Annotated in this window: 13 protein-coding genes and 1 pseudogene; 8 read left to right on the top strand and 6 right to left on the bottom strand. The window is 68.3% G+C overall.

Annotated elements, in window-relative coordinates; all coding sequences use genetic code 11:
* The first annotated feature begins 245 nt into the window (after positions 1-245).
* The 3 genes from HD592_RS11490 to HD592_RS12525 are packed head-to-tail and all read left to right on the top strand — an operon-like array spanning position 246 to position 1,469.
* Entirely contained in the window at positions 246-449 is a 204-nt protein-coding gene (locus tag HD592_RS11490) for a DUF4244 domain-containing protein (RefSeq protein WP_184454253.1), read from the top strand.
* 7 nt (positions 450-456) lie between these two features.
* Complete coding sequence (locus tag HD592_RS11485) at positions 457-858, top strand: TadE/TadG family type IV pilus assembly protein (protein WP_320658107.1); 402 nt, start codon at positions 457-459, stop codon at positions 856-858.
* Positions 855-1,469, top strand: a complete 615-nt coding sequence (locus HD592_RS12525; protein ID WP_320658106.1) for an Rv3654c family TadE-like protein — start codon at positions 855-857, stop codon at positions 1,467-1,469. Before HD592_RS11485 ends, HD592_RS12525 begins: the two co-directional genes overlap by 4 nt.
* Positions 1,470-2,205: 736 nt before the next feature.
* Here the strand turns inward: HD592_RS12525 and HD592_RS11475 are convergent.
* The 3 genes from HD592_RS11475 to HD592_RS11465 form a co-directional block, all read right to left on the bottom strand.
* The gene (locus tag HD592_RS11475) at positions 2,206-4,800 is read right to left on the bottom strand and encodes a DEAD/DEAH box helicase (protein ID WP_184454693.1); all 2,595 of its coding nucleotides are present in this window, start codon (positions 4,798-4,800) and stop codon (positions 2,206-2,208) included.
* Between the two features lie 101 nt (positions 4,801-4,901).
* Entirely contained in the window at positions 4,902-5,384 is a 483-nt protein-coding gene (locus HD592_RS11470; protein WP_154475806.1) for a YbjN domain-containing protein, read from the bottom strand.
* Positions 5,381-5,845 carry a YbjN domain-containing protein gene (locus tag HD592_RS11465; RefSeq protein WP_277298825.1) on the bottom strand — a complete coding sequence of 155 codons (465 nt, stop codon included), beginning with the start codon at positions 5,843-5,845 and terminating at the stop codon, positions 5,381-5,383. The genes HD592_RS11470 and HD592_RS11465 overlap by 4 nt, the downstream gene beginning before the upstream one ends.
* Before the next feature lie 183 nt (positions 5,846-6,028).
* On the opposite strand from HD592_RS11465, the gene HD592_RS11460 reads away from it, so the two are divergent.
* From HD592_RS11460 to HD592_RS11445, 4 genes are all read left to right on the top strand, one after another.
* Positions 6,029-6,994: a phosphatase PAP2 family protein gene (locus HD592_RS11460; protein WP_184454249.1), complete on the top strand. Its 966-nt coding sequence runs from the start codon at positions 6,029-6,031 to the stop codon at positions 6,992-6,994.
* Positions 6,995-7,347: 353 nt separating this feature from the next.
* Positions 7,348-9,228: a ribonucleoside triphosphate reductase gene (locus tag HD592_RS11455; RefSeq protein ID WP_184454247.1), complete on the top strand. Its 1,881-nt coding sequence runs from the start codon at positions 7,348-7,350 to the stop codon at positions 9,226-9,228.
* A gap of 1 nt (position 9,229) precedes the next feature.
* Positions 9,230-9,970, top strand: coding sequence for an anaerobic ribonucleoside-triphosphate reductase activating protein (locus HD592_RS11450; protein WP_184454245.1), 741 nt, complete (start codon positions 9,230-9,232; stop codon positions 9,968-9,970).
* A 44-nt stretch (positions 9,971-10,014) separates the two neighbouring features.
* Complete coding sequence (locus tag HD592_RS11445; protein ID WP_343058809.1) at positions 10,015-10,701, top strand: LytR C-terminal domain-containing protein; 687 nt, start codon at positions 10,015-10,017, stop codon at positions 10,699-10,701.
* Positions 10,702-10,714: 13 nt separating this feature from the next.
* Here the strand turns inward: HD592_RS11445 and HD592_RS11440 are convergent, their stop codons facing one another.
* The 3 genes and pseudogenes from HD592_RS11440 to HD592_RS12270 all read right to left on the bottom strand — a co-directional run.
* Positions 10,715-11,926 carry an App1 family protein phosphatidate phosphatase gene (locus HD592_RS11440; protein ID WP_184454244.1) on the bottom strand — a complete coding sequence of 404 codons (1,212 nt, stop codon included), beginning with the start codon at positions 11,924-11,926 and terminating at the stop codon, positions 10,715-10,717.
* 63 nt (positions 11,927-11,989) lie between these two features.
* Positions 11,990-13,276: an MFS transporter gene (locus tag HD592_RS11435; RefSeq protein ID WP_184454242.1), complete on the bottom strand. Its 1,287-nt coding sequence runs from the start codon at positions 13,274-13,276 to the stop codon at positions 11,990-11,992.
* Positions 13,277-13,449: 173 nt separating this feature from the next.
* Positions 13,450-13,677 (bottom strand): annotated as a pseudogene (locus tag HD592_RS12270) (ISL3 family transposase); the annotation flags it as partial.
* An 868-nt stretch (positions 13,678-14,545) separates the two neighbouring features.
* Between HD592_RS12270 and HD592_RS11430 the strand changes: the two are divergent.
* Positions 14,546-14,779 carry a hypothetical protein gene (locus HD592_RS11430; protein ID WP_184454240.1) on the top strand — a complete coding sequence of 78 codons (234 nt, stop codon included), beginning with the start codon at positions 14,546-14,548 and terminating at the stop codon, positions 14,777-14,779.
* The last annotated feature ends 87 nt before the right edge of the window (positions 14,780-14,866 follow it).

Raw genomic sequence — 14,866 nt, 5'->3', positions numbered from 1 at the left:
GGTCCGGCCGCCGTTTCTCGTCTTGCCCGTGCGCAGCGGGCTCTCCTTCCCCGTCGCCCCGTTCTCCGGCGGCGCTCGGGCAGGGCCTTCCGTCGCCCCGCGCTGCGCCTTTCGCCCCCGCGTATCCACAAGCCGTCGCGCCCTGCGGATCGGCATCCACATGATGACGCGGGGGCGTTCGACCTCGGGTCCTCCCAAGGCGACTCTTGGAGTCCCGGACGGTCCGGGATGAAGGAGGAATCATCATGAGACAGCACATCCGCACCGCGGTTCGCGCCCTGATCGCCCCGGCGCAGGAGGGCTTCGAAGAGGAGGGATCGACGACAGTCGAGTACGCGATCGGCGCGATCGCCGCTGCGGGATTCGCGGGGCTCCTCGTCGTCGTCTTGAAATCGGGCGCGGTCAAGGGACTGCTGCAAGGAATCATCACGACGGCTCTCACGTTCTGAACCGGCGATGACTCCCATGGGCGCCCCAGTGCTTCGCGGGACAGCGGATCGAGCGGCGGGGCGAGGCGAACGGGGATCGACAACGGTCGAGTTGGCGATCGGTTTCGGAGTCGTCGTCCTCATCCTCGCCCTCATCCTCGCGCTATCGTCCATCGGCATCACCCGTCAGCAGCTCTGCCGGGCCGCGGGCGAGGCGGCTCGCGCAGCGGTCGAGGGCGCGTCCGATCCCGATCTCGTCGGCTCCGAGGCGCTCGGGGCTCTCTTGGGGCGCGGAGCCCGCGTTTACGCGCTCCGGGAGGGGGCCTGGGTGACTGCGAGGGCCTCCCTGCCCGCGCACGGCCTCATCGGCTGGGCGATCCCCGAAGCCTCCTGCGAGGTCAGGGCCCGTCTGTCGGTGATGACCCCGTGAACGCCACCGGCTCGGCGTCGCCGCGGTGGGCTCGCCTGTTGCGGGCGCTCGCGGGCCCGGGGAGCGGTCTGCCGACGGACTGCGCATCGGGCCCCGACCGGAGTCGGGGGAGGGATTCAGGGATCTGCGGCTCCAGGGTCGCGCGTCGGCGCAGCGGCGGCGATGCGGATCGGAATCGGATCGAGCGCTCCCGTCCGGCGAGGAGCCGGAATGGTCCCGACGGCGAATCCGGCTCCGGAACGATCCTCGTCGCAGGGCTCGCCGCCCTGGCTCTCACCTGCGCATTGATCCTCGCCGCTTCGTCCGTGGCTCTGGGTGAGCGCGCCCGAGTCGATGCGGTCGCCGCGCTCAGCGCGCTCGCGGGCGCCGACATCTCGGCGACCGCGCTGTGGGAAGACGTCGGGGATCGGCCCTGCGCGACAGCCGACGCGGTGGCGCGCGAGAACGGGACGGTCATGGAATCCTGCGAGGTGCTGGGAGCCGACACCCGGGTGATCGTGTCCGTTCGCAGGTCGATCCTCGGGTTCAACGCCCCGATCCGAGCGCGGGCGCGCGCCGGTCCGCTGACAGAGCTGACGGAAGGGGGCGTCGATCCCGTACCGGAGGAGTAAATCCCAGGGAACTTTCAGGTGGATTCTATGGTTCCTCAAGGACGGCTTCGTATCGTCAGGACATCAAGTGAAGAGGAGCTCGGAACTGTGGACGATCCGAGCACCGGAGAGGGAGCATATCGAAGACTCGCACTGTGTTGATGGGATGCTGTGAAGGGCTGGCCCGCTGGGCCAGCCCTTCATGGTGCCTGCGGCATGGTGCGACGAGGGCCTCGGTGCCGTTCTCCCCCTCGGGCCGCCCTTCATGCTGTCTGCGCAGGGTGTTCTGGTGCCGTGCCCCCGCACGGCGTCCCTGGTCGCGATGCCTCTCTGGTCGTGCTGTCTCCCGGACCGCGGTGCCGCTGGTCGAGTGCGGTCGCAGTGCCCCTGGTCGCGGTGGGGATGCGCGAAGACCTCCCGCGGGCGGCATGGCGACAAGTCGGACACGTCATGTAAGGCCTGTGACGACAAGTCGGTCATTGCGGCAGCGTCGGACCCGCGAACATCCATATGACCTGCGGATTCGGCGGGAAGTCCCTGTGTGATGTCCGAGTTGTTGCCGGGCTGGGCCGGGTGAGTGTGGGGTTGTGTCCGAGTTGTTGCCGGGCTGGGCCGGGTGAGTGTGGGGTTGTGTCCGAGTTGTTGCCGGGCTGGGCCGGGTGAGTGTGGGGTTGTGTCCGAGTTGTTGCCGGGCCGGAGCGGGTGCGCTTGGAGAAGCGTCCGAGTCGTCACCAGAACCCTGCGCCTGAAGGGGCGATCAACCGGGGCAGCGCTCGGCGAGGAAGCCGAGGAGGACGATCGCTCCCGCCTTGGACAGGGGTTCGTTGCCGTTCCCGCACTTCGGCGACTGCACGCAGCGCGGGCAGCCGGTCTCGCAGTCGCACTCCGTCACGTTGGAGAGCGTCGACTCGATCCACTCCTTCGCCCGGTCGAAACCGCAGCGCGCGTGCCCGGCCCCTCCTCGGAAGGCGTCGTGGACGAAGACGGTCGGGAGCCCCGTATCGTCATGGATCGCGGTGGACAGGCCGCCGAGATCCCACCGGTCGCAAGTCGCCAGCAGCGGCAGCATCCCGATCGCCGCGTGCTCGGCGGCGTGCAGGGCGCCGGGGAGCTCCCCCGCTTCAAGACCCAGCGCCGCCAGAGCCCCCGGTGCCAGCTCGTACCACACGGCCTTCGTCGGCAGGGTCCGCATCGGCAGGCGCAGCTCGATGTTGCGGATGAACTCCAGGCGGGGAAGGCGGAGCAGGTCGTAATCCGTGACGCGGGTCGCGACCTCGACGGAACCGTAGCGCCACACGACCAGGCCGTCCCGGCTCGTCCACGTCTCCTCGACCCCGCGGACCGCGACGGAGACGTGCTGCTTGGCGCGAGTGCGCAGCGGTGTGCGGACCTCCTCCACCAGGGCGACGCGCTGGCGCTCCCGTATCGACGAGGGCGGGGCGATGTAGACGGGAAGGGCGCCCGCACCGGGCGCCGGCGCTGAAGCCGATGCGCCCCCCGGCGGACGAGAAGCCCCGCCCTCGCCGATCGTCCCCGCCGCGATCTGCCCCTCGTCGATCGTCCCCGCGTCGCCAGCGCCTTCGGGGACGGCACCGCCCGCCCGCCCCGCGGACTCGATCGGCTGCTCCAAGGAGGACAGCGACAGGACGTGGAAAGTGCGGCCCTGATGGACGTAGACCGCGTCCGGGAAGACGTGCGCATCGGCGGAGGGCTCGTCGATCGTGCCGATGACCTGGCCGGATCGGACCTCGACGATCTGGACGTCCCCTCCCGACCCGCGCAGATCCGTCAGATCGGAGGGGCGCTCACTGCGAGTCGCATCCCAGAACCAGCCGGCGGGACGCCGACGCAGATACCCCCGGGCGACGAGCGAATCGGCCAGCCCGGGGAAGTCCTCGCCAAAGAGGGCGAGGTCCTCGCCGTCGTCGCGCACCTCGGACAGCGGCAGTTCAGCGGCGGCCGCCGCGAGATGCGGGGCGAGCACCCAGGGGTTGCGCGGGTCGATGACGGCCGATTCGACGGGGGCGAAGATCTCGTCAGGGTGGTGGACGAGATAGGCGTCGAGGGGGTTGTCCGAGGCGATGAGCACGGACACGCCGGGCGAACCCGCCCTGCCGGCGCGCCCCGCCTGCTGCCACAAGGAGGCGCGGGTGCCCGGCCACCCGGCGGTGATCGTGGCGTCCAGTCCCGATACGTCGAGTCCGAGCTCGAGGGCGGAGGTCGTGGCGACGGCCCGGAGATCGCCCGTGCGCAGTCCCTGTTCGAGGGCGCGCCGCTCTTCGGGCAGGTAGCCTCCGCGATAGGCGGCGATTCCGCAGGTCAGCGGGGAGGCGTGGGCTGAGAGCCTGTCCCGAACCTGCTGGGCGACGGCTTCGGCTCCGGCGCGCGAGCGCACGAAGGTGAGGAGCCGGGCGCCCCGCTCCATGAAGGCGGCGGTGAGGTTCGCGGCTTCGCTCTGCCCGGACAGTCGGCGGAGCGGGGCCTCGAGGACGATCTCCTCGCCCGCGACGGCGCGCAGGAAGGCGGAGATGTCGACCTCGGCCTCATCGGGGACGAGCCTTCCCTGCCACAGGACGAGATGATGGGCTCCGGCGGGCGAACCGTCCTCGTCGATGGCGATCGCGGGGCGGCCCGTCATCGCCTCTCCCACCGCTTCGGGCCGGCGGACCGTCGCCGAGAGCATGATGACGACCGGGTCGGCGCCGAGGGAATGCGCCAGTCGCAGGAGCCTGCGGACGACGAGGGCGATGTGACTGCCGACGATGCCGCGCCAATGGTGCAGCTCATCGATGACGAGGTACTTGAGGGAGGCGAGGAAGCGGGTCCAGCGCTCGTGCCCCGGGAGCATCACGTAGTGCAGGTAGTCCGGGTTCGTGAGGATGATGTCGGCGTTCGCGCGCGCCCAGTCCTTCGCCTCGCGCGGGGTGTCGCCGTCCGCGGTCGTCGCGCGCACGAGGCGCAGGGGCGATCCCTCGGGGCCGAGGGCGAGCAGCCTTGACAGGCCGGCCAACTGGTCGGCCGCCAGTGCTTTCGTCGGCGACAGGTAGAGGCAGGTCGGGCGCCTGCGGATCGCGGAGATCCGGCCCGATTCCTCCGAGGCGACCAGGTCGGACAGGATCGGGGTCCATGCGGGCGCGGATTTGCCCGATCCCGTGCCTGTGGCGAGGACGACATCGCGTCCGGAGCGGATGGCGTCGAGGGCTTCGGCCTGGTGGCTCCATGGGGCGGGTGCGCCCTTGGCGCGCCAGGCCTCGACGAGGTCCGGTGCGACCCAGTCGGGCCAGGCCGCGAGGCGTTCGGCGCGGCCGGGGATGACGCGCACGTCGACGAGGCGGTCGTCGCCCGCGGACATGGAGCGCAGGAGGTCGACGAGGTCCTGGGCCGAGGGCCGGGCGAGGGCGGCCCGGGGGGAGTGCGCGTTCGCCGGCTCTTCAGCGCCGGCGCTCCCGGGGGTCATTTCGCGCGCGGATCGACCCAGCCGAGAGTCTGCGCCGCGGCCTCCTGCATGTAGGCCATCGCGTCGAGTCCCGTGGAGATGCCCGCTCTGATGTTCTGCGTGAGCTGGTCGTTCGATACGCCCTGGGTGATGTCGAGCACGAGGTCGCCGAGCACTTCGGCGTTGCGGTCCTGACCGGGCATGGCGTACACGGTCGGGAAGTACTTCTCCCGGTTCCAAGAATCGGCCGCGGCGAAGATCGCGTGCTGGGAGGGGGCGAAGGGCAGGCCCGTGTCCCACATGGCGCGGATCGAGAGGAATCGCCCGGATGCGTCGATCGAGAAGTGGAAGGGGATCGTGTCGAAGATCGCTCCGGCGGCTCGGCCCTCGACGATCACGTCGAGGCCGTAGCCCAGCTCGCGGACGTGCTCGACCAGCCGGTCGAAGTCGAGGGGGTAGGGCGAGGCGTCATCATCGGGGACTGCGTAGAGGGGGTTCATGAGCGGGGCTCCTCATCGGCGTCGGTCTCGCGCCAATCCACGAAGTCGGGAAGCGCGTCCTCGAGATCGGCGAGGAATCCCATGATCATCGTCATCGAGGTCTCGCAGAAGCTGTCGAGCTGGGCGGGGGTGAGGCCGTCGGTGGCGATGACATTGCATTCGGCGATGAGGCCGTACTGCTTGCCGTCCTCGAAGGGCGCGAGGTAGGCCTTGGGCCCGGTGCGCATGGAGTTGCACTTGGCCACCTCCTCGACCAGGGCGGCGAACTGGGCGTCGGTCGTGGCGATGCCCCGCCATTGGGCGCGCAGCTGCAGGATCTGCGGGTTCGAGGTGTCCCAGAAGTAGACGGCGTTGAGGGTGGGGACGGCGAGTTCGGCCTCGTCGTACTCGCCGAAGGAGACGTCTCGGTCCGACAGCATCGCGCGGATGCGGTCGGTATTCACTGGGGTCGCGGCGGGCACGGGCGCTCCTGTTCCGGGATGGTCGTTGGCGTCCACTGTATCCGAGGGGCGGCGAGCGGGCGCGGCTGCGGGGTCTTGAGGACGCCGATCGGGGAGGCCCGCAGAGCGGGTGGCGTCCGGCGCGCTGGTTGCGCGCTCGTTACAGTTGGGGGATGTTCGAGTTCGGCGAGGTTGGGAGGCGCGATGCCTGATCGGGCTTTCCGCCCCGGTGATTCTCCGGGTTCGAATCAGTCCGGGGGCGCGTCGGGGGGTTCCGGCCGCGGCCCTGTGCCCGCTGCGCATCCGGACCGGTGGTACACCTGGGCGCTGAGGCGCAGGGTCCTCGGGGCCCTCGTGTGCGCCCTCCTCGCCTTCGCCCTCGGCCGCACTGCCGTGGGAACCGCGCGGGGCCAGGGCATGGACACGCTCTTCATGGAATCGGCGATCCACTGGTCGGACCGATTCGGCGGGGTGTCTAAGCTCGTGACCTCGCTCGTTTCGCTGCCGATGATCGTCCTCGTCGGCGTGCTCATCGCCTTCTTCGCGCTGATCCGCCGCAGACGCACCCTCGCCGGACGGGCCCTGGCGGTGGTCCTGGGTGCGAATGCGACGACTCAGCTGGTCAAGTGGCTGCTCGACCGGCCCGACCTCCACGTGACCACGGCGATTCCCAACTCGCTCCCCTCCGGGCACACGACGGTCGCGATCTCCTTCGCCCTGGCGCTCGTCATGGTGGCGCCGAACTGGTCGCGCGGTCCGGTGGCCTGGTTGGGATGGGCGTGGACGGCCCTCATGGGCGTGTCGGTCATGGTGTCGGCATGGCACCGTCTCGCCGACGTCCTCGTCGCCGTCCTCATCGCGGGCGCCTGGGCCCTGGCGCTGACCCCGATCGAACGGCGGGAGCGCCACGTCCCGCAGGCGCGACGCGTGATGGCGGTCCTCGTCCTCGTCCTCCTCGTCCTCGCCTTGCTGCTCTCCTTCGCGGCGCTTAGGGGCGTCGACCTCGTCGCGGTCGCGACTCCCGGGGCTTCGGGCTTCGGCTATTCGGAGTTCCTCGCGGAGCACGCATGGCGGGCGCGGCTGCTCGCCTTGGCCGGGACCGCCTGGGTGGCGGGCGCGTGCGGCGCGGTGCTCCACGAGGTCGATGCGCTCTGCGTGAATCGGTCCTGAAGCGGCTTGGAATCAGCCCTGAACCGGTTCGGAACCGGGGGCGGCGGGCCCCTTCGCGCGTGCGGCGCGGCCTCATCGGACCCGGGGGATCGGGACCGAAGTCCCCGTTGTTCGGGCTTGTGGCACCCCTGAGCGAGGAGCTCCGGCGTGTCGCGAGTCGGGCTCCTCGCATTCTCCGATGGCACTAGATACAGTGGTACCCGTTCGCCTCGAGCACGACATGTAGTGCCCCGGGCGCGACTCATACGGAAGCCTTCCCGCACACCCCCTCCGGGGTCGGCGGCGCCCTCGCGTCGGCCGTTCCCGCGGATGCGCGTTGCAGGCGCTCGCATTCGACCCGAGAGGTGACAACAATGGATGAGGCCGTTCAGAACCGCTCCGCACGCTACGACGTGGACGCGATCGGCACCGTCGAGGAGTACCTCGACCGATCCGACTGGCGCGTCAACGCGAACGCGAACCAGGGCTACTCCCTCGGCGGGCTCATCCTCAACTCCGCGGGCAAGATCATCGCGAACTACTGGCTCGAGCAGATCTACACCCCCGAGATCGGCGAGGCCCACCGCAGCGGCGACATCCACGTCCACGACCTCGACATGTTCGCGGGCTACTGCGCCGGATGGAGCCTCAAGCGCCTCATCCAGGAAGGCTTCAACGGCGTGACCGGCGCGATCGCGTCCGCCCCGCCCGCCCACTTCTCCTCCGCCTGCGGCCAGATCGTCAACTTCCTCGGCACCCTCCAGAACGAATGGGCCGGCGCCCAGGCCTTCTCCTCCTTCGACACCTACATGGCCCCCTTCGTGCGCCTGGACGACATGGAGTACGAGGAGATCGTCCAGTGCATGCAAGAGCTCATCTACAACCTCAACGTCCCCTCCCGCTGGGGCAGCCAGTGCCCCTTCACGAACCTCACCTTCGACTGGACCTGCCCGGACGACCTGCGCGAGGAGTACCCGCTCATCGCCGATGAGGTCTGCGACTTCACCTACGGCGAACTCCAGCACGAGATGGACCTCATCAACCGGGCCTTCATCGAGGTCATGACGGGCGGCGACGCGGACGGCCGCGTCTTCACCTTCCCGATCCCGACCTACAACATCACCCCCGACTTCGACTGGAACACCGAGAACGCCGACCGCCTCTTCACGATGACCGCGAAGTACGGCCTGCCCTACTTCCAGAACTTCATCAACTCCGACCTCGACCCGCACATGATCCGCTCGATGTGCTGCCGCCTCCAGCTCGATCTGCGCGAGCTGCTCAAACGCGGCAACGGCCTCTTCGGATCCGCCGAGCTCACCGGCTCGATCGGCGTCGTCACGATGAACATGGCGCGCCTCGGCTACCGCTTCGCAGGCGACGAGGACGCCCTCGTCGCCGAACTCGACCGCCTCATCGACATCGCCTCCGACTCCCTGGAGCGCAAGCGCGAGACCATCCGCTTCCACATGGACCGCGGACTCTTCCCCTACTCGAAGCGCTACCTCGGCCACCTCGACAACCACTTCTCGACCATCGGCGTCAACGGCATGAACGAGATGGTCCGCAACTTCTCCGGCGACGAGTACGACATCACCGATGCGCGCGGCTTCGACATGTGCGTGCGGATCCTCGATCACGTCCGCGACCGCATGGTCGAACGCCAAGAGGCGACCGGCCACATGTACAACCTCGAGGCCACCCCCGCCGAGGGGACGACCTACCGCTTCGCCAAGGAGGACAAGAAGCGCTTCCCCGGCATCATCCAGGCCGGCACCCCCGAGCAGCCGTACTACACGAACTCCTCGCAGCTGCCCGTCTCCTACACGGAGGACCCCTTCCAGGCCCTCGAGGACCAGGAGGTCCTCCAGGGCAAGTACACGGGCGGCACGGTCCTCCACCTCTACATGGGCGAGAAGATGAGCTCGGGCCAGGCGTGCAAGGAGATGGTCCGCCGCTCCCTCACCGCCTTCAAGGTCCCCTACATCACGATCACCCCGACCTTCTCGATCTGCCCGGTCCACGGCTACCTCGCGGGCGAGCACTTCACCTGCGACAAGTGCGCCGAGGCCCACCCGGATCGCGAGCCCGTCGCATGCGAGGTGTGGACCCGCGTCATGGGCTACTTCCGGCCCGTCCACTCCTTCAACATCGGCAAGAAGGGCGAGTACGCCGAGCGCCAGATGTTCTCCGAGGACGCGGCCGCGCGCCACGGCGAGCTCGTCTCCGCCTTCCCGCCGGTCGACGCCCGCTGACATGGACGAGGGCGGACGCGGGGCCGCGGGGTTCTCACCGGACGACCTCCAGATCGCCGGCATCGTCCCCATGTCGACGGTCGATTGGCCGGGCAAGTTCGTCGCCTCCGTGTTCGCCCAGGGGTGCCCGTGGGCCTGCCCCTACTGCCAGAACTCGGCGATCCTCGACCCGAGGATCCCCGGCGTCGTCGCGTGGAGCGCCCTCGAGGACCTGCTTTCGCGCCGTCGCGGCCTGCTCGACGGCGTCGTCTTCTCCGGCGGCGAGGCGACGCGCCAGCACGCCCTCCTCCCCGCGATGAGACGGGTCCGCGAGCTCGGGTTCGAGGTCGGCCTCCACACGGCCGGCCCGTATCCGGGCAGACTGGAATCGATTCTCGAGGGCGGCCTCGTCGACTGGGTCGGCATCGACATCAAGGCGCTGCCCGAGCACTACGAGGCCGTGGCCGGGCGCCGGGGCTCGGGCGAGAAGGCCTGGGAGTCCCTGCGCATCCTCCTCGCCCGCCCCGAGGTCGACCACGAAGTCCGCCTCACCGTCTACCCGGACGGGCCGAAGGACGGACTCAGGGTCGCGCGCGCCGCCAGAGCAGCCGGAGCGCGCGCCTTCGCCCTGCAGCAGGCGCGGGAACTCGGTGCTCCGAAGGGCTTCGAAGCCTCGACGATGGGCTGGGACGAGCAGGTGCGGGCGCTCGCGCGGGAATGCGAATCCCTGGGATTCGAGCGCTTCGAATTCCGCCCGGCATGAGCGTTCGACCCCGCCGCCCCCGTTCGTCGAGTACCTTTGTTGGGGTGACCTCCCAGATGCCGGCTCTCACCCCGCGACAGCGCTTCCTCAAGGAGCGCCAACGCAAGCAGACGCTCACCTTCGCGATCACGACCGCGATCATGGCGGCCCTCGCCCTCGTGAGCGGACTCGTCCTCACCGGCCTTCTGCCGGTCCCCTTCGGCAACGGCTTCTCCAAGCCGATCAAGTACGCGAGCGCCGGGTTGGTCCCCTGCCCGCCCGAAGGGGCGACTCCCGTGAGCCCGGAGTCCGTCAAGGTCCAGGTCCTCAACACGGCGAGCCGGCAGGGCCTCGCATTGACCGCCTCGACGATGCTCACCAACATCGGATACTCGCCGCTCGAAGCCGGGAACGCGACACCGGAGTATTCGGGGACGGCGGAGATCAACGCCGGACCCGCGGCGGTCGTCGACGCGTACACGGTGGCCCGCTTCTTCCCGAAGTCGAAGGTCGTCCTCACCGAATCCACCGACAGGACCGTGACCGTGCTCCTGGGGACCTTCTACGACCCGGCAGTCTCGCCCGATGAGCTTCACAGGATCTCCGAGTCGAAAGCCGCCTTCAAGGCCCCCGCCGGATGCCTTCCCCTCTCCAACGAGGCCCTCGCCGCCCTCGAAGCCCCGCAGTCGGCCCAGTCGGGCGCGCAATCGGGCGCCCAGTCGGGCGAAGCGGCGGCCCAGTCGGAGGAGTGAGGCCGGGCCCCTTTCACCGCTCCGAACGCGATGGGCTCCGACGAGCGCTGCGGATACCGCCCTCGTCGAAACCGCGCAGGAGCGACTCGCCGTCGGAGCCGAACCACACGGGGATCGACTGCGGCACCGTCCACAGGGCGTCCGGCACGAGCGCCTCGAAGGTGCCGTGCGACATGAACTGCTCGATCTCCGACAGCGAGCGGATCGCGATGCCCGCGACATTCGCGGGGAAGGAACGAGCGAACTCGGCGTAGATCTCCGGGTCGCGCTGCCCGTCATCGCCGACGAGGAGCCACTTCACCGTGGGGAACATGCGGGCGAGGCGACGCAGCTCGCGGCGCTTGTGCTCGGGGCCCGAACGGAACCAGCCCGTGTTCGACGGCCCGAAATCCGTCATGAGGAACCCGCCGAGGGGATACCCCAGGCGGTTGAGGAAGTCCCGAAGGGCGGGGACCACGTTCCACGCGCCGGTCGACAGGTAGATCACGGGCGCATGGAGGCCCGGAAGGGCCCCCTTGACACCCGCTGCCCTGGTGAGGAACTCCGACATCCCGGGCACCGCTTCGCGCGAGGAGACCCGGTCGACGAAGGAGTGCTTGGCCGCCGCGAAGAGGCGGGGGAGCATCGTCACCATCACCGTGTCGTCGATATCCGACACCACTCCGAAGGCCTCGTCCTCGCCGATGATCCGAAGAGCCACGGAGACGGGCCGGCCCGCGCGGATCCTCCCCTGGGAGAAACCGCCCCGCCCTCGTCCCTGAAGCGCCGGAGCGGTCGACGACAGGGAATCCCCCTCGTGCAGGCCGAGGGCGCGCACGTCCGATTCGTGAAGGACCTGCATCCACGCGCTGTGCCATCCGGCACCGAGGCCGTGATCGGACAGAGTCAGATCGACGTACCCGCCGCGATCGGCGAAAGCGATGCGCCTCTGCCGCCCGACCGTGACGAGGACCGGCTGGCGCGGGACCTGCGCGTCGAAGAACTGGCGCCATCCGCGACGCTGCGCCAGCCACGACCGCTGATCCTGACTCCGCTCCATGATGACGCGGCCCAGGACCCGCGCCCGGCGGGTCGAGCCGTGACCGCCGAAACCGACGATGCCCGGATGGAAGCCCCAATCGCCGAGTGCGCGCGCGAGTGCGCGCGAGCCCGCCTCACCGAATGATGAAGTGAGGGTGAGGAGCAACGACGAGGATTCGTCGTCGATGAGGGGTTCGGCGAACATCGGCCTCTCCTGTGCGGGGACATGCACATTGTGCCCGATTCTTGACCGAGGCGGGGCCGGGGCTCAGCGGTGATCGTCTCCGACGGGGCCCGCGGAGGGGGACTTCGACGAGGATCGCCCCTCGTCGCGCGTCTGCTCGCCGTCCCGGGGGTGCAGGAGCGATACGGCGCGGCGCAGGGGGACCAGGCCGAGGATCATGATCACCACCATCGTCCAGGCCGCCCCCACCATGACGAGGTAGCCGCCGTGGGCGCCGCCCGCGTCGATCGCCGGGCCCGCCGCCGCCGAACCGAGGGACAGGCCGATGTTGAGGGAGGTGCCGACCCAGGTGAGGCCCTCGGTGAGACGATCGGCGTCGACGACCCTCGCGATGATCGTATTGACGTTCGTCATCGTCGGCGCGCACGCGATCCCCGTCAGCGTCATGACGATCGCCATGACGAGGAGCGAATGGGCCAGGAGGTAGGTCGAAGTGCCGATGGCCAGGAGGATGACCCCGTAGGCGAAGAGCCTCCACAGGGGCTGCGTCCACATGCGAGAGCCGTACCACAGTCCCGCGACCAGGGAACCGACCGAGAAGAAGGCGAGGAGCACCCCCGACATGGACGAGGCGCCGAGGGCGGCCGCGAACTCGACGACCGCCACGTCGTTCGCCCCGAACATGGAGCCCATCGCGATATAGGTCAGGACCATGACGATCACGGCGGGATTGCGCAGGACCGAGCGGTGACTCACGTCCTCGGACCTCGGCCTCGGCGCGGGTTCGGAGGAGCGCTGGGAGAAGAACCAGAGGCCGCCGACGGTGAGGAACAGGCAGATGAGGACGAAGCCGACGCCCGGGTGGAAGGCCGTGCCGAGCACCGTCGACAGGACGGGGCCGACGATGTAGACGAGCTCATCGATCGCGGACTCGAAGGCGTAGGCGGTCGTCAGGTCCTTCGGACGCTCCTTCAAGGCGTTCGCCCAACGCGCGCGCACGAAGGCGCCGGGGGCGCCCCACGCGGCGCCCGCGACGATGGAGAAGATCGCCACGAGGACGGGGGAGGCGTGCGCGATGGCGCTGAGGAGGAAGGCGGCGTTCGCCCCGATCCCGATCATGAGGAGGGGGAGCATGACCCTGCGCTGCCCCAGGCGATCAACGTATCGGGCGATCGTCGGGGCGCACAGGGCGGTCGCGATGATGTTCAGCGCCGACACGAGGCCCGCGAGCGAGTAGTTCCCGTAGGTCGCCTTGATGAGGAGGATGATCGAGATCCCGATCATCGACATCGGCAGGCGCAGGATCAATCCGGCGAGGGAGAAGCGCCAAGAGCCGTTGATCCGAAGGACGTCGAGGTAGGGGGAGAGCACCAGTCGATCCTACCGGCGGCCTCTGGTGGCGGTTAGCGGGTAGGGGGCCGATCGTGCGCGAATGCATTGATCCGCTCTCGCGAAGCGGGCTAGCCTGCGGGTGGGCTTCGAACCGAGCTCGCCCTCGCCGGGTGCAGCTGCTCACCTGCCCCGCTCGATCAAGCGGCACCGTTCACGAGGAGGCCTTCGGCGACCCGAGCCACCGTGAGGTGTTGAACCACGATCGCGGTAAGGAGCCACCGCAACGCGTCCCGGGTCAGCTTCGAGGACGGCTCGGTCGTTCGGGTAGTGTCCTGGTACGACATGTGCCTACATTTGCCACCTCGGTAGCGGCGCACAGTGACCGGCAAGATAGTGGGGCGACATCCGAACGCCTCATGTACCAACCGGCGTACCGCCGTTCCCTGCGCTACCCAGCTCAACCAGTCGCTACACCCTCATTTGTGAACAGCATGAATCATCGAATCGGAATCGACAGAATTTCGTGATCTACGCAGGGCTCCTTCTGAAGGGGCGGAATATTTGACAACTTGTCATAAAGTGGCTATTGAAATCGTCTATTCGGCTTGTTAGGTTAGCCTCAGTCGCTGTTTGTGGTGCATAGCGCAGGGTGAAAGGGGTGTGCGTTGTATCGTGTCTTAGTGCGTCGCATTTTGACATCTTTCCTAGCTTTCTTCTTGGTGTGTGTGGGGACGAGTGCTGCGGTGGCGCAAGAGATTTGACCTCCCGACAGAATTTCGCAGTTAAGTGAATGGGAAGAAAGGCAGTTTGCTGAACTGAAATTGTATTTCGATGGTGTTAAATTTGACTATCTTGCGGCTCGCGAAGATCCTGTTTTAAATCAAGCATTCCTTTCAGAGTTCGCGGTCGCATATTACGCTGGGCTTGGGGAACATGGCTCACAAGCGTTACTGGCGCAAAGAGATGCAATGCGGAATCTGACCCCTGACCACGTGACCTGTTGACCGTTTCTGCTACTGCTGCATGTGTGGGACGTACCGGCTGGCGTACATTCTGGCCGACGGTGTTTCTCAATAGTTGTCAAGCCTCTGCGTTGAGTAATGCCTTGGCGCTGGGTGCGGGAGTCGCGGGAGTCGCGGGAATGATCGCTTCGTGGACCGGAGCTGGACCGGTTGTTTCGGGCGTGATAGCTGGAGCCCTCGTGGTGCATAGCTCGCTTTACGCTTTGTGCAACTCGTGGGGAACGGGGATTCAAATCTTCGTCAATCCGACGGGGATACCGATTTGCTGGGCTCAATAGGAGGGGATATGAGAACTGTTCTGCGCCCCCTGGATTGGATGCTGATCGCCGTCGCGGTCGTCGGCGTCATTGCGAACTTCATCGCCGTCTACCTGTCCTATCAGGGCAGCGACTGGCTCCCGGTGTTCAACGCGGTCGGAAGCGCCGGTCTGCTCGGCTGCGCCTTGTTGATGTTCCGCGCGGTCGCCCTCCGCGCTTCGAGGGGGCGGGAGGACGGATCGGCGGACCCGAAGGAGCGCTGAGCGTCCTATGACGGACGGTGGGGCGGGGGATCAATGTCGATCCCCCGCCCCACCGCGGTGCCGGGGAGGCGGATCGTCACCGGCGCG

Origin of the sequence: Schaalia hyovaginalis (assembly GCF_014208035.1) — a bacterium.
GTDB classification, from domain to species: domain Bacteria; phylum Actinomycetota; class Actinomycetes; order Actinomycetales; family Actinomycetaceae; genus Pauljensenia; species Pauljensenia hyovaginalis.
The sequence above is the reverse complement of the archived record's forward strand: the minus strand, read 5'-3'. Positions and strand labels throughout refer to the sequence as shown.